Raw genomic sequence first — 22,916 nt, 5'->3', positions numbered from 1 at the left:
ATGAAACTGCATATCAAGAATGGGCGACTGATCGATCCTGCCAACGGCATCGACGCGCAACAGGATGTCTATATCGCCGGCGGCAAGATTGTCGCCATCGGCAAGGCACCGGCGGATTTCGTCGCCGGCAAGGTAATTGATGCCAGCGGACTGGTGGTGGCGCCGGGCTTGGTGGATCTGAGTGCGCGCCTGCGCGAACCGGGTTACGAATACAAGGCGACGCTGGAATCGGAAATGCAGGCCGCCATGCAAGGCGGCGTCACCAGCCTGATCTGCCCGCCGGATACTGATCCGGTGCTGGACGAACCGGGTCTGGTGGAAATGCTCAAGCATCGCGCCAAATCGCTCAATCAGGCCCACGTCTATCCGCTCGGCGCACTGACCGTCGGCCTCAAAGGCAAGGCGCTGACCGAAATGGCCGAACTGACCGACGCCGGCTGCATCGGTTTTTCGCAAGCCGACGAACCGGTACTCGACACCACCGTGCTGCTGAGCGCGCTGCAATACGCCAAGACTTTTGACTACACCGTCTGGCTGCGTCCGCAAGACCCGCACCTTGGCCGTCACGGCATTGCCCACAGCGGTCCGGCGGCATCCCGTCTGGGATTGTCGGGCGTGCCGGTGATGTCGGAAACCATTGCGCTGTACACCATCTTCGAACTGGTACGCGCCACCGGTGCCCGAGTCCACCTGTGCCGCATGTCATCCGCTGCCGGTCTCGAACTGGTGCGTGCCGCCAAGCGCGAAGGCTTGCCGGTTACCTGTGACGTCGGTGCCCATCACATTCATTTGTCGGACATGGATATCGGCTTCTTCGATTCGAACGCGCGCGTCAATCCGCCATTCCGCTCGCAACGCGACCGCGATGCGATTCGTGCGGCGCTGACCGATGGTACGGTGGATGCGATTTGCTCCGACCACACGCCAGTCGACGATGACGAAAAACTGTTGCCGTTCGGCGAAGCATCGCCGGGCGCTACCGGTCTGGAATTGCTGCTGTCGCTGTCGCTCAAGTGGGCGCAAGAAGCCGATGCCGCCGGCGATGCCGTGGTCAATGCCGTTGCCAAGATCACTGCAGATGCGGCACGGGTCGCTGGCCTGCCGGCCGGCAATCTGAGTGTCGGCAGCATTGCCGATGTCTGCGTGTTCGACCCGCAAGTGCGCTGGACCGTGGAAGCCAAAGCCTTGGCCAGTCAGGGCAAGCACACCCCGTTCCTGGGCTACGAATTGTCGGGTCAGGTCAAGACCACCATCGTTTCCGGCCACGTCGCCTTCGTCAGATAAAAGCTGCGCATGATTTATTTTCGTTTGCTGCGCCTGATCGTGCACCTGTTCGTCGGTATGGGAATCTGTGCCTTCCTGTTTCCCTTCACCGACGCCGCCGGCCGTGAATCCTACACGCGGCGCTGGTCACATCGCCTGCTGGGGATTTGCGGTGTGCAATTGCGGGTACATGATCAACGCCAGGGGCATATCCCGCCGCGTGCGCTGATCGTTGCCAATCACGTGTCGTGGCTGGATATCTTCGTGGTCAACTCGCTGCAGCCATGCCGCTTTGTTGCCAAATCGGATATCCGCAGCTGGCCGTTCATCGGCTGGCTGTGCGCCAAGACCGGCACGATTTTCATCTCGCGCGGCAAGGCCAGCGACGTGCGCCGGATTTTCAAAGGTTTGGTCAGCAGCATGGAAGCCGGCGAACGCGTGGCTTTTTTTCCGGAAGGCACGACGGCAGCGCAAGGCAGTCTGCTGCCCTTTCATGCCAACCTGTTCGAAGCGGCAATCGATGCCAAGGTGCCGGTGCAACCCTACGCGCTGCGCTATCTGGACCGCAATGAGCAACTTCATCCGGCCGCCGATTTCATCGGCGACATGACGATTGCCCAAAGCATCATTGCGATTCTGGAAGCACGTGGCCTGACTGCGGAATTGACGCTGTTGCCGGCGATAGAAACCGATGGCGTGCATCGCCGTGATCTGGCGATCAGCGCCCGTGCCGCGATTGCCGGCGGATTAGGTTACGCTACGCTCACCCCGGACGCTGCGCCTGCGGACAATCCACCTGCAGCAACTGCCGATCCTCAAGCCGCAACGCGCTAAGCTTGCCGCCCCAGACGCAACCGGTATCGAGACCGATCAGGTTGGGGCGCAAGGTCAGACCCAGCGTTGACCAATGACCAAAGACTACCGTGACGTCAGCAGTCTTGCGACCCGGCACATCAAACCACGGCAGATACCCCGCGGGTGCGGCGCTCAGACTTTCCTTGATCGAAAACTCCATCGCCCCGTCCGCCGTACAAAAACGCAAGCGGGTCAAGGCATTGACGATGCAACGCAAGCGATCATGCCCTTGCAGCGCGTCATCCCAGGCGGCCGGCGCATTGCCATACATATTGCGCAAGAAATCCACCCAATCCGGCCCCTGCAAAGCCGTTTCCACCTCATGCGCCAGCGCCATCGTCTGCGCCGCATCCCACTGTGGCAACACCCCCGCATGAAACAACAGATGGCCTTGCTCGAACAAAGCCAAGGGACGGTGCCGCAACCAGTCCAGCAACTCTTCGCGATCCGGTGCATTCAGGATGTCGTCGAGCGTATCGGAAGCATGCGCCGGCCGGATACCCTGCGACACCGCCAGCAAATGCAAATCATGATTGCCCAGCACCGCCTGCGCCCGCGCACCAAGCGAACGAATCCGGCGCAAGGTCGCCAGCGACAACGGACCGCGATTGACGAGGTCGCCGACAAAGATCAGATTGGCGTCAGGAGATGCCTGATTGATAACATCAAGCAGATTGTCGAGCTGCCGGCCGCAGCCTTGCAGGTCGCCGATGGCGTAGGTGGGCATGTTGCTGCCAGTGAGGATAATCTCGCATTCTAACCGAGAGGACAGAGTCTGGCAGACAGGCAGAACCTCGTGCAATTGATAACTACTCGCATTTAATGGCTGGATTTGTCGCAATATCCACATTTTTCGAGTAAAGCCGCTGACGTTTTGTGTCATCCATATGTCACCGGGGGCTTCTCCCGTTAAAATGTCGGACTAGCGTTTTTGCGCCAATATTTGGAATAACAGATGATTTTAGTCACCGGCGGCGCGGGATTTATCGGCGCCAATTTCGTGCTCGACTGGCTGGCACAGTCAGACGAGGCCGTGCTCAATGTTGACAAGCTTACCTATGCTGGCAACCTGAATAACTTGTCGACATTGCAAGATGATCGGCGACACGTCTTCGTGCGCGCTGACATTTGCGATCAGGATGCGATTGCAGCATTGTTGAACAAATACCAGCCGCGCGCTGTGGTGCATTTTGCGGCCGAAAGCCATGTCGACCGCTCGATTCACGGTCCGCGTGATTTCATCAACACGAATATCAATGGCACCTTCAGCCTGCTGGAAGCTGCACGCGCATACTGGAGCGGCTTGCCAGACCAGAAACAGCGCGATTTCCGCTTTCTGCATGTGTCGACCGATGAAGTGTATGGCAGCCTTGGTGCTGACGACGCACCCTTCACCGAAACCACCGCTTATGCACCGAACAGTCCGTACTCGGCATCCAAGGCCGCATCGGATCATCTGGTAAGGTCGTATCACCACACCTACGGCTTGCCGACGCTGACCACCAATTGTTCCAACAATTACGGCCCTTACCATTTCCCGGAAAAATTGATCCCGCTGATCATCGCCAACGCCCGCGCCGGCAAACCGCTGCCGATCTACGGTGACGGCCAGCAAGTGCGCGACTGGTTGTACGTCGGCGACCACTGCGCCGCAATCCGCCGTGTGCTCGAAAGTGGCAAGCCGGGCGAGGTCTACAACGTCGGCGGCTGGAATGAAAAAGCCAACCTCGATGTCGTTCATGTTCTGTGTGACATGCTGGATCAGATGGACCCGAAACAGAGCGGCAGTTACCGCGACCAAATCACATTCGTCGCTGATCGTCCAGGGCATGATCGCCGTTACGCGATCGATGCGCGCAAGATTGAGCGTGAGCTGGGCTGGAAACCATCCGAAACGTTTGATAGCGGTATTCGCAAGACAGTGGAATGGTATTTGGCTCATCAGGAATGGGTTGGGGATGTGCAGTCGGGGGAGTATTTGAAGTGGGTCGAGAAGAATTACAACCAGCGTACAGCTGAGAAGGAAGCAACGTGAACGCGACAACGCCCCGCAAGGGCATCATCCTGGCCGGCGGGTCCGGTACGCGTCTTTATCCGGTAACGATGGCGGTATCGAAGCAATTGTTGCCGGTCTATGACAAGCCGATGATTTATTACCCTTTGACAACGCTGATGTTGGCGGGGATCAGGGAAATTCTGATTATTTCTACGCCGCACGACACGCCCAGATTTGAAGAGCTGTTGGGAGATGGTTCGCAGTGGGGTATCAGTTTGTCGTATGCGGTTCAGCCTTCTCCGGACGGTTTGGCGCAGGCGTTTATTATCGGGCGCGAGTTCATTGCTGATGGCCCTTCGGCGCTGATTCTTGGCGATAATATTTTTTACGGTAATGAATTCGAGTCGCAGCTGCAGGCAGCTTCTTCGTGCGACGAAGGTGCCACTGTATTTGCATATCACGTCAATGATCCGGAGCGGTACGGTGTAGTTGAATTTGATGCGCAACAGCGTGCGGTCAGCATCGAAGAAAAACCGTTGCAACCAAAATCGAATTTCGCCGTAACCGGATTATATTTTTACGACAGTTATGTCTGCGATATCGCAGATGGTGTTAAGCCATCTGCACGCGGAGAGTTGGAAATTACTGATATCAATCGCGTCTATCTTGAACGCAATTGTCTCAATGTCGAAGTCATGGGGCGCGGTATGGCATGGCTCGATACGGGCACCCATGATTCGCTGCTTGAAGCCGGGCAATTTATTGCAACTATTGAAAATCGACAGGGCCTCAAAATTGCCTGTCCTGAAGAGATTGCCTATCGCAAGCACTATATCGATGCTACGCAATTAGAGGCATTGGCGCTGCCTTATAAAAAGAATGGCTACGGACATTACCTGATGCAATTGTTGAAGAGTGGCGCATCCTGATTGTAGAGAAACAATCGGTATAACAATGTGCGGCGGCGTGGCTAATGGCTGAATTTTGAAATGCTGAGTCTTGTCAGTTTTTCTGGCAGGAGCAGATTCCGGTCACAGGTGTTCGAACGAGCGATGCTCGCAGTGCGATGCGAAATTTATTTGTGTGAAGACGATATTGTTCGTTTCACGGATATTTACGAGTGAGCCTAAGCTGAATTACATGGGCTGGTTTTCACGGGGTACAAAGAAAGACAATATGACTAAAGTTGCACTAATCACCGGCGTGACCGGCCAGGACGGTGCCTATCTGGCAGAATTCTTACTGAACAAAGGCTATGAAGTACACGGTATCAAGCGCCGTACCTCCCTGTTCAATACTGATCGCATCGATCATCTGTATCAGGACCCGCATGAAAGCAATCGCCGCTTCGTGCTGCATCATGGCGACATGACCGATTCGTCCAGCCTGATTCGTATCATTCAGCAAACCCAGCCGGATGAAATTTATAATCTGGCCGCGCAAAGCCACGTTGCAGTGAGTTTCGAGGAGCCTGAATACACGGCCAACTCGGATGCGCTAGGGGCGTTGCGGGTGCTGGAAGCGATCCGCATTCTTGGGCTGGAAAAGAAATCGCGGTTTTATCAGGCATCAACGTCGGAGTTGTATGGACTGGTGCAGGAAACGCCGCAGAAGGAAACCACACCGTTTTATCCGCGCAGTCCTTATGCGGTTGCGAAGTTGTATGCATATTGGATTACGGTCAATTATCGTGAAGCGTATGGCATGTACGCGTGTAATGGAATTCTGTTCAATCACGAATCACCGAATCGCGGCGAAACCTTTGTCACCCGTAAAATTACCCGCGCACTGGCGCGCATCAAGCTCGGCCTGCAGGAATGTCTGTATCTCGGCAACATGGATGCCAAGCGTGACTGGGGTCATGCCCGGGATTACGTCGAAATGCAATGGCTGATGCTGCAACAGGACCAGCCGGATGATTTCGTCATCGCCACAGGCGTGCAATACAGCGTGCGCGATTTCGTCGCTGCTGCGGCACGTGAGCTGGGTATCTCCATCACCTGGAGCGGAAGTGGTGTCGATGAAAAGGGATACGACGCGCAGGGTAAATGCATCGTGTCGGTTGATCCCCGTTACTTCCGTCCTACCGAGGTTGAGAGTTTGCTGGGCGATGCATCGAAAGCCAAAAGAGTGCTGGGTTGGTCGCCGACAACTACGTTTGACGAACTGGTCGCGGAAATGGTGCGGGAAGATTTGAAAGCTGCGGAGAAAGACGAATTGGTCAAGCAGCACGGACACAGTACTTTTGCTTACCGTGAGTGAGAAGCGTATGTCCGCAGTAAACAAGGATGCAAAGATTTATGTTGCCGGGCATCGCGGCATGGTCGGATCTGCAATTGTCCGCAGGCTGATTGCGGGCGGCTATACGAATATTCTCTTACGTACGCATGGTGAACTGGATTTGCTGGATCAGACCCGAGTCAAAGAATTTCTCTCCCTGGAGAAGCCTGATTACATTTTTCTGGCGGCGGCGAAAGTCGGCGGCATACAGGCCAACAACATCTATCGGGCCGATTTCATTTACCAAAACCTGCTGATGGAGGCGAATGTGATCGGCGGGGCGCATCAAGCAGGAGTGAAGGATCTCATGTTCCTTGGTTCGTCCTGTATTTACCCCCGGGATTGCGCGCAACCGATCAAGGAAGAGTACTTGCTGACAGGGCCGCTGGAACCAACCAACGAGCCGTATGCGATTGCGAAAATTGCCGGTGTGAAGTTGTGTGAATCATACAACCGGCAGTTTGGTACGCGATACGTCTCGGCGATGCCAACCAATTTGTATGGCCCCAATGATAATTATGATTTGTACAACAGCCACGTTTTGCCGGCGCTGTTGAAAAAAACACATGAAGCCAAGCTGCGGGGCGACCGCAAGCTGGTGGTGTGGGGCTCGGGCAAGCCAATGCGTGAATTCCTTTATGTCGATGACATGGCAGATGCATGTGTTTTCATGATGGAGAACGGCATTGGCGAGGGATTATTTAATGTTGGTACCGGTACCGACGTGACGATTCGCGAGCTGGCAGAAACGATTATGCGCACCGTTGGATTTGATGGTGAAATCGAGTTCGATAGCCGCAAGCCGGACGGTACCCCTAGAAAACTGCTGGATGTGTCCTTGCTGGCAGGACGAGGATGGACCGCCAAAGTTGATTTGGGGCGCGGCATCGCCATGACTTATCAAGATTATTTGGTGAATGTTTCTTGATACTTTCGGTTTATCCCTTTTTTCATACTTAGCTTTACCCTTGCATCTGCGCGCATAAAATGATCAAATGCGACTGTTCATCAATTGAACATGAGGCGTGTTCTACGGTTAATGGTTAAATTTAGATGTATGTTGAGCGAGGCAGACATGTTGGATGACGAGAGTCGCTATAGGATTTTGAAGCAGCTTGATTTGAGTCCGGGTATCAGTCAGCGTGAATTGGCCAAAGACTTGGGGATCAGTCTGGGTAAGGTTAATTACTGTATCAATGCTCTTATCGAGAAGGGGTTGGTCAAGGTCAATAATTTTCAAAATAATCCAAATAAGCGCGGCTATATTTATCTGCTGACTCCTAGCGGTATCGAGGCGAAAGCAATCATTACTTTGAGTTTTCTCAAGTCAAAGATGGCCGAGTATGAGGGGTTAAAGAATGAAATTGCCCGTTTGCAACAGGAAGTCGAAACGCTGGAAATAATTAAAAATTGATCCTGTGCTATCGGGTCTTAATGATGCAACCGCCAATATATTCAGCGTCTGCGCTCGAGGCGGCGCGAAGTGCAAACCAAAGGAGTAGCATGTTTAATGGCAAGTCAATTTTTATTTCTGGTCGTGCCGGTTTATTCGGCAAGCACCATACCCAAACTGTATGCGTCGACAGCGATCGGGCTGCAGCATGACTATTCCCTACGGCCGACAAGATATTAACGAGCAAGATATTCAGGCAGTTGTCGATGTATTGAAATCCGACTGGCTGACACAGGGGCCGACGATTCCACGCTTTGAGGAAGCAGTGGCAAGTCACTGTGGTGGAAAATATGCCATTGCTGTTACGAATGCAACGTCGGCACTGCATATCGCTTGTTTGGCGTTGGGGGTTGGTCCAGGCGATGTCGTGTGGACCTCTCCGAATACCTTTGTCGCGTCGTCCAACTGCGCACTCTATTGCGGCGCAACTGTTGATTTTGTCGACATTGATGCGCGCACTTACAACATGAGCGTAGAAAAACTACGCGAGAAACTGGTGTTGGCAGAGTCCAAGGGACGCCTGCCAAAAGTGGTCATCCCGGTTCATTTTGCCGGTCAGTCTTGTGAAATGCGCGAAATAAAAGCGCTGGCCGATCAGTATGGGTTCCGGATTATCGAGGATGCCTCACATGCAATTGGCGGGAGATATCTTGGCGAGCCGGTGGGCAACTGTCGTTATTCCGATATCGTCATCTTCAGTTTTCACCCGGTAAAGATTATTACCACCGCTGAGGGCGGGATGGCGGTGACGAATAATCCGGAATTGGACGTCAGATTGCGCCTTTTTCGCAGCCATGGAATCACTCGCGATACGGAACTAATGGTGGGGAAAAGCGCGGGAGCTTGGGATTACGAGCAGATTGCCTTGGGATATAACTATCGCATGACCGATATTCATGCAGCGCTGGGTGTAAGCCAGATGAATCGTCTTGAGGAGTTTTGCGAACGCCGCCGGGCACTCGCTGCCCGATATAACGAGGCGCTGAAGGATCTTCCTATCGGGTTGCCGTGGCAGCATCCAGACACGGAATCGTCCTTTCATCTGTACCCGATCAGGTGTCTTGGTTCAAATGCTTCGGATGGCCGTCGTGCGGTATTTGATAAATTGCGCGCTGTCGACATTATCGTGAATGTTCACTATAGACCGGTACATACCCAACCTTATTATCAAAAACTTGGTTTTGCCGTAGGCGACTTCCCTGTAGCAGAGCAATTTTATTCGCAAGCCATCAGTATTCCAATGTTCGCGGCGCTATCGGATGACTCAGCCATTACCGTTATTAACGCGATTTCGTCGGCGGTGAGAGGGTAGCAATGTTGTCGCGACACATCATTGTTCAATCGAACATATCTCGATGCACATCCCAGTAACGTCTGCGTGCAGATTAATAATCGTTCCGGCGACGGTTGAACCTGCCGTCAATGAGGTATTTCAATGAAAATTGCTGTTATTCCGGCGCGCGGTGGTAGCAAGCGGATCCCCAGAAAAAATATTAGGGAGTTCTGCGGCAAACCTATGATTGCGCATTCAATTTTGGCGGCTCAAAATTGCGGACTCTTCGATCAGGTTATTGTTTCCACGGACGATTCGGAAATTGCTGAAATTGCAAAAAAATGGGGTGCTGATGTGCCGTTTATCAGGCCGCCCGAGTTATCGGATGACTTTGTTGGAACAACGGATGTTGTTGCGCATGCATCGAAATGGGCAATGGAGCATCACCTCGACGTGGAAGCAGTATGCTGTATTTATGCTACAGCTCCATTCATGACTCCAGATGATCTTGGTAGAGGATTGGATGCATTAAATTCACACGATTGGGCTTATGCTTTTTCAGTTACTGAATTTGCTGCGCCGATATTTCGCTCATTCAAAGCAGGATTGGCCGGTGGGGTAGAAATGTTTTTTCCTGAATATTTTTCAACGCGCTCCCAGGATCTACCGCTAGCCTTCCACGATGCGGGCCAATTCTATTGGGGGCGGCCATCTTCCTGGTGTGAGAAAAAACAAATTTTCTCCCCTGAATCAACTCCGGTGATTATTCCGCGCTGGCGCGTTCAGGATATTGATACCGAAGACGATTGGATCAGGGCTGAACTAATCGCCTCCGCGATGACGTTGCGAAAATAATAGGTATATGGAAATGAAGGTCGCGATTCGAGTTGATGCTTCGTCTCAGATAGGTGTAGGTCATTTAATGCGTTGTTTAACATTAGCCGATGCTTTGAAAGAACGAAAGGCCGAAGTTACGTTTATTACTCGGGATTTAATCGAGAGTCTCGAGACGCTCGTGAAAAATCACGGTCATCGACATGTGAAGTTGAGAAATGATCGACATTCGGACAACGTTGTCGAACGCGACGTAATGCAATTGGCGCATGCTCATTGGTTGCCGGTAGATTGGAAATATGATGCGGAGCAAACAGTAGCTTGCTTAAACCGATTAGGTCAGTTCGATTGGCTTGTGGTGGATCATTACGCACTGGATGCGCAATGGGAAAACGCAGTGGAAACAGTAGTTCAAAAAATACTAGTTATAGATGATCTCGCGGATAGGGCGCATTCTTGCAATTTGTTGGTAGACCAGAATTCATATCGTGAATATGAATATCGGTATGATAATTTGGTTCCTTCCAATTGTCTGAAATTATTAGGTGCAAGCTACGCACTGCTGAGACAAGAGTTCAAATCTGCAAGATCTTCGCTTAGAAAACGCGACGGGAAAATATCCAATATATTGGTTTTTTTCGGAGGCGGGGATGCAACAAATGAAACCTGTAAAGTGCTTCATAGCATAAAAAACATCGGCATTGATCAGGTAGCGGTAAGTGTTGTCGTGGGGGCCGCGAATCCACATGTTACCGATATTAGAAAATTATCTAATCAGATGCAGAATGTGACCGTGCATGTAGATATAGATTACATCTCACAACTTATGCAAGATGCTGATTTAAGTATAGGTGCGGCTGGCTCGGCAACTTGGGAGAGATGCGCGTTAGGTCTTCCATCGATACTCATTGCATTGGCGGAAAATCAGATAGAAATTGCTAAAAGCGTGGAGCGTCTTGGAGCCGGTATCTATCTTGGGATCTTCTCCGAAGTTACACAGGAATCAATTGAGATGGCGATTCGGTATTCTTTTGAGCATCCCCAAAAAATATCCGAGATGAGCCGAATTGCTGCTGCTCTAGTTGATGCTGAAGGTTGCCAGAGAGTGCTAAAAAAAATGGAAACGAATATATGAGAATTTCACTCCTCTGTTCTGATATTCACCATCCAATTTATCCTTGTTTGGAAAGCTGGAAAGAAATTAATTGTAATAAACACGACATCAATATTGTTCAGCATGGAAGTCAATTGGAGGGGGGGGATATTCTGTTTTTGATTTCATGCAGCGAAGTCATCGACAACATAATCCGTTCAAAATTTGCTGCCTCTTTAGTCATACATGCAAGTGATTTGCCGAATGGCAAGGGATGGTCTCCACACATCTGGCAGATATTAGAAGGTAAAAATGAAATAACTGTGACGTTGTTGGAAGCCGAAGATAAAGTCGACAGCGGCCGAATCTGGTCGCATATAAAAATATGCTTGAGCGGTCATGAGCTCGCAGATGAAATCAATACCTTGCTATTCCGCGCCGAAATCGAACTGATGGACTTTGCAACCAGAGAATTTTTGAATATAAAGCCATACCCTCAAAATGACTCCGGATCAACATACTATCGAAAGCGAACTCCGGACGATAGTCGCCTTGATCCGAACAAATCTTTGGCAGAGCAATTTAATTTAATTCGAGTTGCGGATTCGACGAGATTTCCTAATTTTTTTGAGTTACATGGTTTTAGATACGAATTGATTGTCAAAAAGGCAGGACGATGAAAAGTTTAAGTAATCCAATAAAAATTGGTAAAAGATTGATCGGTTTTGATGCCCCGCCATTCGTGATTGCCGAGATGTCTGGCAATCACAACCAATCCTTAATGCGTGCGCTTGAGATCGTGGATGCCGCTGCAAAAGCAGGTGCTCATGCATTAAAAATACAAACATATACGGCCGATACGATGACCTTGGATCTGGATGAGGGTGATTTTTTTATCACTGATCCAAAGAGTCTGTGGAACGGTACATCGCTGTATAAACTTTATCAGCAGGCGCATACGCCCTGGGACTGGCACAAACCTATTTTTGATCGTTGTCGTGAATTGGGGATGATCGGTTTCAGTACACCGTTTGACGATACTGCGGTTGATTTTCTGGAGGAGCTGGACGTCCCCTGCTATAAAATTGCATCGTTTGAAAATACCGATTTACCGCTGATACGAAAAGTGGCGGCAACAGGCAAGCCGATGATTATTTCTACCGGTATGGCAAGCATTGCCGAGCTGGACGAAACGGTTCGGGCTGCGCGTGATGCTGGGTGCGAAGACTTGATTCTGCTCAAATGCACGAGTACATATCCTGCGACGCCGGAAAATACCAATATTTTGACAATTCCACACATGCGGGACTTATTTGGTTGTCAGGTGGGTCTCTCCGATCACACCATGGGAGTTGGCGTGGCAGTGGCAAGCGTCGCTTTAGGTGCTTCGGTTATTGAAAAACACTTTACCTTAAGTCGCGTTGATGGCGGAGTGGATTCAACTTTTTCATTAGAGCCGGCTGAAATGCAGTCCCTCGTGATAGAAAGTGAAAGAGCGTATCGAGCGCTTGGGAACGTTTCATATGGTACGACCACAGTCGAGCAGCCCAGTCTTAAATTCCGGCGGTCGTTATACTTTGTTGCCGACTTGCAGGTGGGCGAGGTTATCACAGAGGATAATGTGCGCGCTATTCGGCCTGGTTACGGCTTGGCACCAAAATTTACCGATTTGGTTCTGGGGCGACATGTAAATTGTGCGGTGAGGCGCGGTACGCCCGTGTCGTGGGATTTGATCCGGTGAAAATCGCAGCAAATAACATCAGCTTCTCTAAATTACTGAAATCGTGGCGAGACTATGGTGAATTTTCCCTCTATGCCAAATTTCTGGATGAATCACGAAAACCTATGGGTAGCACGGTAATCGGAGCGGCGAGAAGTGAGCACCGATCTGTATTCTTTTATTTATCTCTGCTTTATAAAAAAAGCAAAGAAATCGTGCAGCTTGTTGTTTTACTTTTTCAATGTCAATTTGCACCAAAAAATCGTGTGATTATTTTCAATCATACGTCTCGTCGTCGCATTACTGAAGCAGGAGTCAGACCATTTTATTTGCCGAATGAAAATTTTCAGTTAAAAAATAAGATCATATTTGAAGACCGTGCTTTTAACTTTGCCTACCCATCTGGTACCGTCAAATTAACTTCTCTTGCACTGGATCGCTGCAGCGGAATTTTTGTACGGCTGTTGGCGCTTTACGCGAGGCTTGTTTATGGATCGTACGATACGGATATTCTTTCTTTTATTGTGAGATTCAAGCTTTGGGAAGTTGTTTTGCGGATGCTCAGACCTGCACGTGTGCAGGTAATGGTTTGGTACGGTAAAGAGCCAATGATCGCAGCATGTAAAGAGCTGGGGATTGAGATATGGGACATGCAGCATGGAATTATTTATGAAGAACATCCCATCTACAATTTAATCGCAGCAAATAGCGTTACGGGTAGTAGTTATTTGCGCCCAGACAAATGTCTTGTGTATGGTGAGTACTGGAGGCAGCATTTGTTGAGGTCAGGATGGCCATGCGACGATGTTGTAGTTTCAGGATATTTCCCAGATACGAATGTCGGTTACGCTCACGTTGCTGATGCACCATACGTTCTTTATACGTCGCAACCGCATAGCAATCAATTGATTATTGAGCATATCCGGGCAATTCAAGGGGAGCTGAAGTCAAGAGGATGGCATGCATTGATTGCATTGCATCCTTCCGAGAATGCGGATGGATACCGTCAAATTCTCTCTGACTCGGTAAAAATTACTAAATTCGACTCCTATGATTTGCTGAGAAATTGTATGGTGCATGTCAGCTTTACTTCTACGTTGCTTTGGGAAGCAATGCTATTTGAGAAGCCAAGTTTTATTTTGCAATATGGACGCGAGGCTGTCGGTTTATTGAGCGACTTGGTGCGCTTTGGCTATGGCAGGACGTTAACTGTGGATGAGTTCCCTGAACCGTTTCAATTACCCCAGGTACCGCCGCGCGAGTATTTTTTTGCGATGACGAATAAAGAGTTATTGAGTAATTAAACATTGAAAGAACTGTGTAATGGCATGTATTTTGAAAATTCCTGTTGATGCAGCAAAGGGCGTTGTGACCTTTACTACGCAGGAACAGCGTGTCATCAATGCAAATCCCGTCTTGCAAAATGCATTGGTAAATTTACGACGGCGCTATGTTGTGGGCTTGCATTTCAATTGGCATAACCACAAATTTACGCCCGACCAGAATTTCGATTTTTTCATGGCCGGCGCAGGGGATCTTATTCCGGTGACGGATAAGCCTTTTCGTTTGTTTCCATTGGATGCATGTAACTTCACGCCAGCAATATATTCACCTGATCATACTCAAAAATTTTGGGATATTCTGATTGTAGGTAATCCGGTATTTTTTAAGCGACCCGAAGTTGTATTGAGGACGATCAGAAAATTATTTGATCAAACCGGACGTAAATTCCGGGTGCTGTACATTTGTCCAATGCCACAATATCGCCGTGGTGATGTGTCGAGCGTGTTTTATGACGTCCGAAAATATTATGAAGCCATGTTCACCAAGGATGAGCGTAACTGGTTTACTTTGTTGACCACTACTTTTAATTCTCCTTTTCCTTTTGATCGGCAAACGTTGTCGGTATTTTTCCGCAATAGCCGTGTGTTTTTGCATTGCGCGACTGAAGAACGGCGCTGTCGCATCGCTGCATATGCATGGTGTGCAGGCTTGCCGGTTGTGGCATATCCCTCTGTTGCTTCGATTTTGCCACCGAATTTACAGGAAGAGCCGGGCTATTTTTGTGTTGAGAATGATGAAAGCTATGTCTCATCTCTTCTCCGTGCTTTGGAGTCCAGTGAGAGTTTTGATCCGACTCCTTATCGCCAGGCATTGTCAGAGACATATATGGTATCGGAGCTTGATCAACGCTTGACTGCTGTTTTTTCGGAAATGGGAGATCACTATTCCAATAGTCCTCTGCTGGGAAAAAATCTTGATATTCGTCTTGGCTGGCATCATCAAGGCATCGGGGGGGACAGTAATGGTTTAAGGCAATCGCTGGAAGAGTTCATGGGTATGTTGAGCGAATTGAAGCCTGAGGCCAAATTACTTACTCCCGATGTTCTTAATGCCGAATACCCTGAGCAGATACTTGCCGGGGAAGGTGGGCAGAGAAAAATCGGCGACATTTCACTGATAGAAAAGCAGTCTCTTTATTTGAATTCTCGCCGGACTTGGTTTCGTATCTACCGTGCTATTATCGCGCGCCTCCGTTTAAACTGAAGTTATATATTCCCATGAAAACCCAACAGACAGTCATTATTGATGCAAGTAGCGCGCGGTCGCAATATTGGCGGGATTTATGGCGCTATCGTGATTTACTCTATTTTCTTTCCTGGCGCGATATCCTGGTGCGTTATAAAGAGACTGTTATTGGCCTGGCTTGGGCTGTTTTGCGCCCATTTTTGACAATGGTTATTTTTACCATCGTGTTTGGTCAAATTGCCAAGTTGCCATCCAATGGTGTTCCTTATCCTTTGATGGTATTTGCTGCGATGCTGCCCTGGTACTTTTTCTCGTCTGCTTTTACTGAGTCGGGGAATAGTCTGCTCGCAAATAGCAACATGATTTCCAAGGTGTATTTCCCCCGGCTAATTATTCCTGCAAGTACGATTGCAGTTTGTCTTGTCGATTTGCTGATTTCGTTTGTCATCATGTTCGGAATGATGCTGTGGTACCAAGTCATGCCGACTTTCCGATTACTGGTTCTGCCCCTGTTTATTTTGTACGCGACAGCTACAGCAATGGGTATTGGTCTTTGGTGTGCTGCCTTGAATGTTAAATATCGTGATTTTCGCTACATCATCCCGTTTGTCGCACAGATAGGCTTATATGTTTCGCCGGTAGGCTTTGACTCGAGCATGATTCCCGAGCAATGGAGATTGATTTATTACATTAATCCCATGGTTGCCGTCATCGATGGATTTAGGTGGTCATTGCTGGGGCAAAATTTTGAGCTTTATTGGCCGGGTTTTATCTTGTCGTTAACGTTGGTCGTCACTCTGTTAGTTACAGGGATTACCTTTTTTCGCCGCACTGAAAACACTTTTGCCGACGTCATATGAGCACCGCAATTTCAATAAAAAATCTTGGTAAGTCATATATTCTGAAGCATCAGAAGACCGGTGGCGGAGGTTATGTTTCTTTGCGAGATGAATTGTCAGCAAGCTTTCGGGGAATATTTTCAACTAAATGCAGAGAATCAAACACGGCAAATAGTGCAGAAGTTTTTTGGGCGCTGGATGATGTGTCTTTCGATGTTCAACCGGGTGAGAGGGTTGGTATTATCGGCCGGAATGGGGCCGGTAAAAGTACATTGTTAAAAATCATTTCCCGCATTACTTCGCCAACGCGTGGAAGAATAGAGATTACTGGACGTGTCGCGAGTTTGTTGGAAGTCGGTACCGGGTTTCATCCTGAGCTCACGGGGCGCGAAAACATTTTTTTAAATGGAGCTGTGCTTGGTATGAGCCGTAACGATATTCGTCGTAAGTTTGACGAAATCGTTTCTTTCGCTGAAGTAGAGCGTTTTCTTGATACCCCGGTGAAAAGATATTCCTCCGGGATGTATATGCGACTGGCATTTGCAGTAGCGGCGCATCTGGAACCCGAAATTTTGGTGGTTGATGAAGTGCTGGCGGTTGGTGATGCAGAGTTCCAGAAAAAATGTTTAGGGAAAATGCGTGAAGTCGGGCAAGAGGGGCGTACGGTCTTGTTTGTGAGCCATAACATGGGGGCTATTTCTGAATTTTGCGATCGTGCAATATTACTGAATAAAGGCAATGTTTTTGCTGATGGTACGCCAGCCGATATTATTTCCGTTTATTCCGGTAAAGCCTTTCATGCTGGCAGCGGCATGATCGAGTTGGAGGATGATTCGGATAGTGACTGTTCGATCACTAGAATCGCGTTGCTGAATCATGAAAGCACGCAAAGTAGTCAATTTGATCTCTCTGAGACCCTTACGATTGAGATTGACTATGTTGTTAGGACTCGCTTAGCCGAGTTGCAGATGGCGGTGACAGTTATAAAAGAGGGCATAGATTTATTTCAGGCATTTGATAATGATGATTATGCCGACATAACTCCTGTTGAACCTGGCTCCTATCGCCTTCGATACATCATCCCTGCGCGTGTTTTAAAAGAAGGAAATTACAGCATCCGAGTTCAATGTGGACTACCGAATAAGCTCTATCAGGATATTAATGCGGGTTTGGGCTTTGATGTCTCGAGCCATGTCGTCAATACCTTTAAACGGAGTTTTCGGAAAGATCGGCCTGGGCAAATAATATCGCCAGGAACTTGGCATAAAGGCTGACGATATTCAATCCGTTGTCGAATGCTCGTGTTCCTTTCAATCCAAATGCATCCTGCTGCGCAAAAATTGCTAGAGAGTCACTTTGCAAATTGCTTGGATGAGAAAAAAAGTATCTTTAAGCTTCAGCGATTTTTCACTTTATCTACAAATTTTTCGCAGTGCCCATTGGAAAGATAACGCGTGCTTTTTAATTCTTACGAATTTGTATTTATTTTTTTTCCAGTCGTGTTTATCGGGTTTTTCTTAATTGCCAAGAAAAATCATTCGTATGCAGAAATTTTTCTCGCATTAGCGTCATTGTGTTTTTATGGATGGTGGAGTTTGCAAGCGCTCCCATTACTTTTGGGTTCGATTGTATTTAACTATTTAATCGGGAAAAAATTGCGCGGGGGGAGCGTATATGTATTTTATTTTGGACTAATTGCAAATTTGGCGGTGTTAGGTTTTTTTAAATATGCTGATTTTTTTGTAAGTAATATAAATTACATGTTCGATTCGATGGGAATTCGCAGAATTGCTGCGTTGAATATTATTCTTCCGATCGGCATCTCATTTTATACATTTACTCAGATTGCATTTTTAGTAGATTGCTGGAAAGGCAAAGTCAAAGAGCAATTCTTTTTTCGCTATTTATTATTTGTCACCTATTTCCCGCATTTGATTGCAGGACCGATCATACATCACGCTCAAATAATGTCGCAGTTCGCGAACTCCCAGATTTACAGAGTCGATTATAAGAAATTGTCGATAGCGATAATTTTCGTTGTCATCGGCATGGCCAAGAAAATATTGCTGGCAGATCCGCTCGGGGAGTCTTCTGATATTTTATTTGGGGTGGCTCGCGAAGGAGTCGCTCCCTCTATGATCATGTCATGGTTAGGGGTGTTGGCTTATACATTTCAAATATATTTTGACTTCTCCGGATATTCCGATATGGCTATTGGGATATCGTTAGCGTTAGGAATTTATCTACCAATAAATTTTAATTCGCCCTATCAAGCTACCAACATCATTGATTTCTGGCGCCGTTGGCATATATCGCTTTCTGTTTTTCTACGAGATTATCTATACATCCCATTGGGAGGGAATAGATTTGGGAATTTTCGACGCTACATCAATCTGTTTATAACGATGTTACTTGGAGGTCTTTGGCACGGCGCCAATTGGACATTTGTATTATGGGGGGCTGCGCACGGTTTATTTCTGATTATCAACCATCGCTGCGAGTCATTTTTTTCCGGGAAATTAGCCTTCCAGTCATGCTGGTGGATATTTTTTAGTCGTGTGATTACCTTTTTAGCTGTGGCATCAGCATGGGTTTTATTTCGCGCAGATAACCTTTCGGCGGCAATCACTATATATGAAGGAATGTTAGGTTTTGGTGGTAAGACTGAAGGCGCTTTTTTTCACGGTTTTTTAGCGGATGCACGAAGACTTTCTCCCGATGGCCCTATTTGGTTGGTTGGTACGATCTTTATTGCTGCGTTGATTGCTTTCTTCGCACCTAATCTAAACGGTTTGCTCCATTCAGCAAGGAATTCTTCTATTGTTCAAAAATTGACTCACTGGGGATTTGCGCCTGTATTCGCCGGTATATTTTTTCTTTGCATACTGCGATTTGCAAAAAATAGTCCATTTTTGTATTTTCAATTCTGATGAAGAAATTTTCTCTGTGTTTTTTGATTTCTTTGTTTGTGATGGCGATTATCACAGCGGCGATAAATTTTTATCTTGATCCCTCAGGCATTTTTAAAAATGCGAATTCTAAAGGAGAGTTCCGTCTGGCTAAGGCATTTTCTGAGAAACATCAAAATGTTGCTATTGGAACAAACTATGACGAAAGATTATTTCAGAAGTTTAGAATGGATTGGGAGAATTTAAAACCGGAGGTAGTCGTTGTTGGTTCTTCGCGGTCAATGCAAATTAGTTCTGGCGCCATTAACGCCGCAGTTTTGAATTTCTCTGTCAGCAGCGCAAGTATCGAAGATTTGATAGCACTTTCTTTAAGTGCGAATTCAAAATTTAGAGCCAAGAGATATGTGATCGGCGTTGATCCGTGGATGTTCAATGAATCATTTACTTCAAGTAGATGGGAAAGCATTTCTCCTGAATATATTAAAGCGACAAAGACTTTGCATATTGATGAGAGAACTGCCAGTTCAACGACGACAAAGTATTTGCAACTTGTGAATTACGAATATACGAAGCAGTCTCTTATTTTGTCTTTTAAAAAAAGAAGGTCTGCCGAAATGGAATTTTTTTTTAAAGACGATGATATTTCCTATCCTAATCTGGACTTGATCAGAGTCGATGGGAGTCGAATTTATAATTCCGTATACGCAGGTCGCTCGCCTGAGGAAGTTCAAGCGATTGCTCGTAAGCTCTCGACATCAAAAGATACTTCTTTTGCTGATTTTCGAATTTCCAAATCTCGACTGGAAGTTTTTTTTAAATTAATTAATTTTTTAAAGGAAAACGCAGAGGTATCAATTTTTTTTGCGCCATTTCATCCCGCTGCATATCCGTCCCTCGAACAGCAATACCCTCAGATTGGGCAGATTGAACAGTTGATTCGTGCTAAATTTTTGAAGGTCGGTCACGTACAGTTAATTGGCTCCTTTGATCCAAAAATTGCAAATTGTCAACAATCCGAATTTTTCGATGGTATGCATCCCAAGGCGACATGTATTCAGCGCATGTTTATCGTGGGACGGGATTAAGAGCGGTCGTTGTTGGGTTGGTATAATTGCCCCTGTCAATCGTTACATCATGCAATTTGTTTTTTGACTTTCTTACGTATAAAACCATATTTATCTTGAAATAACGAAAGGGCCCGTATGCCGCAAAAAGAAACTATGTCGAGCGAGGTTTTGCATATAAATCTACCAAATTTATTCGATAACTTTCATGAGCGCAGAACTAGACGACAACGATTCCTAAAATCGATTCGCCCAATAAAGAACATTGTTAAGTGGTTAATAAGAAGATGAGCATTTTAGAAAATTCGTGGGGCGCGTTCACCAAAAAGGCCGCATCGGAATATTTGAAGACTTTTGGTACTCCATCGGTCGAGTCAAAATTAATTTTATTTGAAGTGATAAAGGAAATTTCAGCAGGTCGGCACTTGTCTGTAATTGATCTCGGTTGTGGCAATGCAAATCTAGCCGAGTATTTGGCTGAAAAGAATTTAAGTTTCGAATATACAGGCGTTGATTTCTCTGAGATTTTATTAAATGTCGCCCGAGAAACCTATTTAAATGCAAATTTCATTAGAGATGATGTGAACACTCTCGATAACGTTACTCAAAAATATGACGTTGCAGTTTATTCGCATGTTATTGAAACGCTCGCATCTCCCGAACAATCACTCCTTGCGGCTCAGCGTTTTGCAAAAAAAATTGTAATACGTTTTTTTGAACCGCCCGAATTTGATTTGGATTCCGTTGAATTGTTGGATATGGATGTCGGTATGGATAAACGGGTTCCTTATTTGCGGCGCCGAATGTCAAAAGACTATTACCGGTTAATTCTTTCAAAAATGGGCTGCACCAAAGTTGATGTGTATAGAGATAATTACAAAGATCAAATTCACGTCCTGCATTATTAAAAATGCTTTTTGAAGAATAGAAAATATGGGACGTCTTGAAAAACTGGTATTTCGGAAATTGAAATCCATTGTCGCAACGAAGCCGTACAACTACTTTACCGGAGTTGTTGCTGGTATTGATCGCGTCCTGTATTTTCGTAGTCGCAATTCCGGGGCAATGAGCCACCATCCGAGTCATGCTGAGTCGTCCATCGTTTCTATTGTGAGACGTCAAGGTTTTTACGTTTGGAATAATTTTTTGTCGGCAGAGGTATGCAAAAGCTTACGTGAAAATATTGATTCTATTTTGCTTCAACATCCTGATTTAGTTCATCCCGCAACACTGAGTGACTTACGGCTGCATGGTATTGAGAATATTTGTGATGATTTCAAGAGCATCGCTGCAGACAAAACATTGTCGAATATAGCTAACATTTATTTTAATGAGCCGACACGGACAGCGTTTGCTCTGGGCGCTCGCCTTGAGAGTTCCGAATTAAACTTGGGTTCCGGCGGCGGATGGCATCGTGATTCAAACTTCCCACAACTGAAGGCGATGGTGTACTTGTCTGATGTTGATGAACAACATGGGCCGTTTCAACTGGTTAGCGGTTCCCATCGATTTATGACTGCGGTCAGCGACAATATAATCGGTAGGCAAATGTATGGGGAAGTCCGATGGACAGGTGAAAAAGTTGAGCGTGTTCTGAACAAGACTAATCAAGAACGGTTGAAAACGTTCGTTGGAGGTGCGGGAACGTTGATCATTTTTGATAGCAGTACCATCCACCGTGGCACTCCGATATCCGAGGGGCGGCGCTACGCGGTAACAAATTATTTTTACCCTGAGCGTTTGATTGATCCTCTGCTCTATGAACATTTTTCCCCGGTTGCTGGTCATGCAATGTAGCGCAACTAGTAATGAGTTATTCAAGCCCAGCTTATTGAGTGCCCTAAATCTACGATTCATTAACTTGTAGGACCCACATGGGACTCGCTCCTATTGCTTTGTTTGTATATAACCGTCCTGAACACACACGGAAAACCATAGCTGCGTTAAAAAAAAATGTTTTGGCTGACGCTAGCGATTTAATTATTTTTTCTGATGCGCCTAAAACGCCTCAATCAGATTCGTCGGTTCAGGAAGTGCGAGCCATACTTGAATCGATTGAAGGCTTTAAATCAGTAAAAATTATCAAGCGGGATAAAAATTGGGGTTTGAGCAAATCGATTATTGATGGCGTAAGTCGCGTGTGTAGCGATTACGGAAAAGTGATCGCATTGGAGGATGATTTAGTTACATCTCCCTATTTCCTCAAATTCATGAATGATGGGCTTGATTATTATGAGACGGAGACGCGTGTAATCAGTGTCCATGGTTATATTTATCCGGTATCAGAAAATTTACCCGCAACCTTTTTTTTGCGTGGTGCAGATTGCTGGGGGTGGGCGACCTGGAAACGGGGGTGGGACTTCTTCGAGTCTGACTCGAAGGCGCTATATAAGGCACTGCATGCAGGCGGAGAAATCAAGACTTTTGATTTCGGCGGGAATTATGATTATGCGCATATGCTGAAGCAACAAATTGAAGGAAAAGTGAATTCCTGGGCAATACGCTGGTATGCCAGCGCATTCCTGGCAAATAAATTAACCCTCTATCCCGGGGTCAGTCTGGTACAAAATATCGGAAACGATAATAGTGGTACCCACTGTGGCGATACGGACGTATTCACTGGAAAACTTGCGGAGCAACTGGTGCAAGTTGGCGATATTCCTGTCGTGCCCAGCAAATTGGCCTACGAAGCAGTGAGTCGCTATTTCAAATCACTGAGACTATCTTTGATGGCACGAGTCAGAAACAAGATATCGCTACTGCGACGGTGGTGGATGCTCTAGTGAAATCTGCCCGATTTTTTCAACA

General features: G+C 47.3%; 22 protein-coding genes. 21 read left to right on the top strand and 1 reads right to left on the bottom strand.

Going from position 1 to position 22,916, the window contains the following annotated elements:
* Together AKL27_RS12520 and AKL27_RS12515 are read left to right on the top strand one after the other, a co-directional pair.
* Nucleotides 1-1,284, top strand: coding sequence for a dihydroorotase (locus AKL27_RS12520; protein ID WP_050463165.1), 1,284 nt, complete (start codon nucleotides 1-3; stop codon nucleotides 1,282-1,284).
* A gap of 9 nt (nucleotides 1,285-1,293) precedes the next feature.
* Nucleotides 1,294-2,097, top strand: coding sequence for a lysophospholipid acyltransferase family protein (locus AKL27_RS12515; protein WP_050463164.1), 804 nt, complete (start codon nucleotides 1,294-1,296; stop codon nucleotides 2,095-2,097).
* Here AKL27_RS12515 and AKL27_RS12510 read toward each other — a convergent pair.
* Nucleotides 2,027-2,845 carry a symmetrical bis(5'-nucleosyl)-tetraphosphatase gene (locus tag AKL27_RS12510; protein ID WP_050463163.1) on the bottom strand — a complete coding sequence of 273 codons (819 nt, stop codon included), beginning with the start codon at nucleotides 2,843-2,845 and terminating at the stop codon, nucleotides 2,027-2,029. The genes AKL27_RS12515 and AKL27_RS12510 overlap by 71 nt on opposite strands.
* A gap of 228 nt (nucleotides 2,846-3,073) precedes the next feature.
* Between AKL27_RS12510 and rfbB the strand changes: the two genes are divergently transcribed.
* From rfbB to AKL27_RS12415, 19 genes are all read left to right on the top strand, one after another.
* Nucleotides 3,074-4,153 (top strand): dTDP-glucose 4,6-dehydratase, encoded by a 1,080-nt coding sequence (gene rfbB / locus AKL27_RS12505; RefSeq protein ID WP_050463162.1) that lies wholly within the window; start codon nucleotides 3,074-3,076, stop codon nucleotides 4,151-4,153.
* A complete protein-coding gene (gene rfbA / locus AKL27_RS12500) occupies nucleotides 4,150-5,043 on the top strand; it encodes a glucose-1-phosphate thymidylyltransferase RfbA (RefSeq protein ID WP_050463161.1) in 894 nt (297 codons plus the stop codon). The genes rfbB and rfbA overlap by 4 nt, the downstream gene beginning before the upstream one ends.
* A gap of 247 nt (nucleotides 5,044-5,290) precedes the next feature.
* Nucleotides 5,291-6,376, top strand: a complete 1,086-nt coding sequence (gene gmd, locus AKL27_RS12495; RefSeq protein ID WP_050463250.1) for a GDP-mannose 4,6-dehydratase — start codon at nucleotides 5,291-5,293, stop codon at nucleotides 6,374-6,376.
* Between the two features lie 7 nt (nucleotides 6,377-6,383).
* Nucleotides 6,384-7,322, top strand: coding sequence for a GDP-L-fucose synthase family protein (locus AKL27_RS12490; RefSeq protein ID WP_050463160.1), 939 nt, complete (start codon nucleotides 6,384-6,386; stop codon nucleotides 7,320-7,322).
* A 147-nt stretch (nucleotides 7,323-7,469) separates the two neighbouring features.
* Nucleotides 7,470-7,808: a MarR family EPS-associated transcriptional regulator gene (locus tag AKL27_RS12485; protein ID WP_050463249.1), complete on the top strand. Its 339-nt coding sequence runs from the start codon at nucleotides 7,470-7,472 to the stop codon at nucleotides 7,806-7,808.
* A 187-nt stretch (nucleotides 7,809-7,995) separates the two neighbouring features.
* Nucleotides 7,996-9,159 carry a UDP-4-amino-4,6-dideoxy-N-acetyl-beta-L-altrosamine transaminase gene (gene pseC, locus AKL27_RS12480; RefSeq protein WP_050463159.1) on the top strand — a complete coding sequence of 388 codons (1,164 nt, stop codon included), beginning with the start codon at nucleotides 7,996-7,998 and terminating at the stop codon, nucleotides 9,157-9,159.
* Between the two features lie 123 nt (nucleotides 9,160-9,282).
* Nucleotides 9,283-9,975 (top strand): pseudaminic acid cytidylyltransferase, encoded by a 693-nt coding sequence (pseF, locus tag AKL27_RS12475; RefSeq protein WP_050463158.1) that lies wholly within the window; start codon nucleotides 9,283-9,285, stop codon nucleotides 9,973-9,975.
* A gap of 7 nt (nucleotides 9,976-9,982) precedes the next feature.
* Complete coding sequence (gene pseG / locus AKL27_RS12470) at nucleotides 9,983-11,089, top strand: UDP-2,4-diacetamido-2,4,6-trideoxy-beta-L-altropyranose hydrolase (RefSeq protein WP_050463157.1); 1,107 nt, start codon at nucleotides 9,983-9,985, stop codon at nucleotides 11,087-11,089.
* On the top strand, nucleotides 11,086-11,727 hold the full coding sequence (locus AKL27_RS12465; RefSeq protein WP_050463156.1) for a UDP-glucuronic acid dehydrogenase: 642 nt from the start codon (nucleotides 11,086-11,088) through the stop codon (nucleotides 11,725-11,727). Before pseG ends, AKL27_RS12465 begins: the two co-directional genes overlap by 4 nt.
* Nucleotides 11,724-12,788 carry a pseudaminic acid synthase gene (gene pseI / locus AKL27_RS12460; protein WP_050463155.1) on the top strand — a complete coding sequence of 355 codons (1,065 nt, stop codon included), beginning with the start codon at nucleotides 11,724-11,726 and terminating at the stop codon, nucleotides 12,786-12,788. Before AKL27_RS12465 ends, pseI begins: the two co-directional genes overlap by 4 nt.
* Nucleotides 12,785-14,071 carry a hypothetical protein gene (locus tag AKL27_RS12455; protein ID WP_157056906.1) on the top strand — a complete coding sequence of 429 codons (1,287 nt, stop codon included), beginning with the start codon at nucleotides 12,785-12,787 and terminating at the stop codon, nucleotides 14,069-14,071. Before pseI ends, AKL27_RS12455 begins: the two co-directional genes overlap by 4 nt.
* Nucleotides 14,072-14,090: 19 nt before the next feature.
* Nucleotides 14,091-15,314 (top strand): hypothetical protein, encoded by a 1,224-nt coding sequence (locus AKL27_RS27730; RefSeq protein WP_157056905.1) that lies wholly within the window; start codon nucleotides 14,091-14,093, stop codon nucleotides 15,312-15,314.
* 14 nt (nucleotides 15,315-15,328) lie between these two features.
* The gene (locus AKL27_RS12445; RefSeq protein ID WP_050463152.1) at nucleotides 15,329-16,156 is read left to right on the top strand and encodes an ABC transporter permease; all 828 of its coding nucleotides are present in this window, start codon (nucleotides 15,329-15,331) and stop codon (nucleotides 16,154-16,156) included.
* Complete coding sequence (locus AKL27_RS12440) at nucleotides 16,153-17,409, top strand: ABC transporter ATP-binding protein (protein WP_050463151.1); 1,257 nt, start codon at nucleotides 16,153-16,155, stop codon at nucleotides 17,407-17,409. The genes AKL27_RS12445 and AKL27_RS12440 overlap by 4 nt, the downstream gene beginning before the upstream one ends.
* A 180-nt stretch (nucleotides 17,410-17,589) precedes the next feature.
* Nucleotides 17,590-19,065, top strand: coding sequence for an MBOAT family O-acyltransferase (locus tag AKL27_RS12435; protein ID WP_050463150.1), 1,476 nt, complete (start codon nucleotides 17,590-17,592; stop codon nucleotides 19,063-19,065).
* Nucleotides 19,065-20,129 (top strand): hypothetical protein, encoded by a 1,065-nt coding sequence (locus AKL27_RS12430; protein WP_050463149.1) that lies wholly within the window; start codon nucleotides 19,065-19,067, stop codon nucleotides 20,127-20,129. Before AKL27_RS12435 ends, AKL27_RS12430 begins: the two co-directional genes overlap by 1 nt.
* A gap of 266 nt (nucleotides 20,130-20,395) precedes the next feature.
* Entirely contained in the window at nucleotides 20,396-21,016 is a 621-nt protein-coding gene (locus AKL27_RS12425; protein WP_050463148.1) for a class I SAM-dependent methyltransferase, read from the top strand.
* 25 nt (nucleotides 21,017-21,041) lie between these two features.
* Nucleotides 21,042-21,905, top strand: a complete 864-nt coding sequence (locus AKL27_RS27160; protein WP_083439018.1) for a phytanoyl-CoA dioxygenase family protein — start codon at nucleotides 21,042-21,044, stop codon at nucleotides 21,903-21,905.
* 77 nt (nucleotides 21,906-21,982) lie between these two features.
* On the top strand, nucleotides 21,983-22,891 hold the full coding sequence (locus tag AKL27_RS12415) for a glycosyltransferase (RefSeq protein WP_050463146.1): 909 nt from the start codon (nucleotides 21,983-21,985) through the stop codon (nucleotides 22,889-22,891).
* The last annotated feature ends 25 nt before the right edge of the window (nucleotides 22,892-22,916 follow it).

Source organism: Herbaspirillum autotrophicum (assembly GCF_001189915.1).
In the GTDB taxonomy this organism is placed as follows: Bacteria; Pseudomonadota; Gammaproteobacteria; order Burkholderiales; family Burkholderiaceae_D; genus Herbaspirillum; species Herbaspirillum autotrophicum.
Note: the sequence above shows the minus strand (reverse complement) of the source record. Positions and strands in the feature narration are given on the sequence as shown.

Coding starts and splice junctions, on each gene's coding strand:
- AKL27_RS12510 (WP_050463163.1), bottom strand. CDS start 2,845: ATGCCCACCTACGCCATCGGCGACCTGCAAGGCTGCGGCCGGCAGCTC.
- rfbB (WP_050463162.1), top strand. CDS start 3,074: ATGATTTTAGTCACCGGCGGCGCGGGATTTATCGGCGCCAATTTCGTG.
- AKL27_RS27730 (WP_157056905.1), top strand. CDS start 14,091: ATGGCATGTATTTTGAAAATTCCTGTTGATGCAGCAAAGGGCGTTGTG.
- AKL27_RS12465 (WP_050463156.1), top strand. CDS start 11,086: ATGAGAATTTCACTCCTCTGTTCTGATATTCACCATCCAATTTATCCT.
- pseF (WP_050463158.1), top strand. CDS start 9,283: ATGAAAATTGCTGTTATTCCGGCGCGCGGTGGTAGCAAGCGGATCCCC.
- AKL27_RS12430 (WP_050463149.1), top strand. CDS start 19,065: ATGAAGAAATTTTCTCTGTGTTTTTTGATTTCTTTGTTTGTGATGGCG.
- pseC (WP_050463159.1), top strand. CDS start 7,996: ATGACTATTCCCTACGGCCGACAAGATATTAACGAGCAAGATATTCAG.
- AKL27_RS12445 (WP_050463152.1), top strand. CDS start 15,329: ATGAAAACCCAACAGACAGTCATTATTGATGCAAGTAGCGCGCGGTCG.
- pseI (WP_050463155.1), top strand. CDS start 11,724: ATGAAAAGTTTAAGTAATCCAATAAAAATTGGTAAAAGATTGATCGGT.
- AKL27_RS27160 (WP_083439018.1), top strand. CDS start 21,042: ATGGGACGTCTTGAAAAACTGGTATTTCGGAAATTGAAATCCATTGTC.
- AKL27_RS12490 (WP_050463160.1), top strand. CDS start 6,384: ATGTCCGCAGTAAACAAGGATGCAAAGATTTATGTTGCCGGGCATCGC.
- gmd (WP_050463250.1), top strand. CDS start 5,291: ATGACTAAAGTTGCACTAATCACCGGCGTGACCGGCCAGGACGGTGCC.
- pseG (WP_050463157.1), top strand. CDS start 9,983: ATGGAAATGAAGGTCGCGATTCGAGTTGATGCTTCGTCTCAGATAGGT.
- AKL27_RS12515 (WP_050463164.1), top strand. CDS start 1,294: ATGATTTATTTTCGTTTGCTGCGCCTGATCGTGCACCTGTTCGTCGGT.
- AKL27_RS12485 (WP_050463249.1), top strand. CDS start 7,470: ATGTTGGATGACGAGAGTCGCTATAGGATTTTGAAGCAGCTTGATTTG.
- AKL27_RS12440 (WP_050463151.1), top strand. CDS start 16,153: ATGAGCACCGCAATTTCAATAAAAAATCTTGGTAAGTCATATATTCTG.
- AKL27_RS12520 (WP_050463165.1), top strand. CDS start 1: ATGAAACTGCATATCAAGAATGGGCGACTGATCGATCCTGCCAACGGC.
- AKL27_RS12425 (WP_050463148.1), top strand. CDS start 20,396: ATGAGCATTTTAGAAAATTCGTGGGGCGCGTTCACCAAAAAGGCCGCA.
- AKL27_RS12415 (WP_050463146.1), top strand. CDS start 21,983: ATGGGACTCGCTCCTATTGCTTTGTTTGTATATAACCGTCCTGAACAC.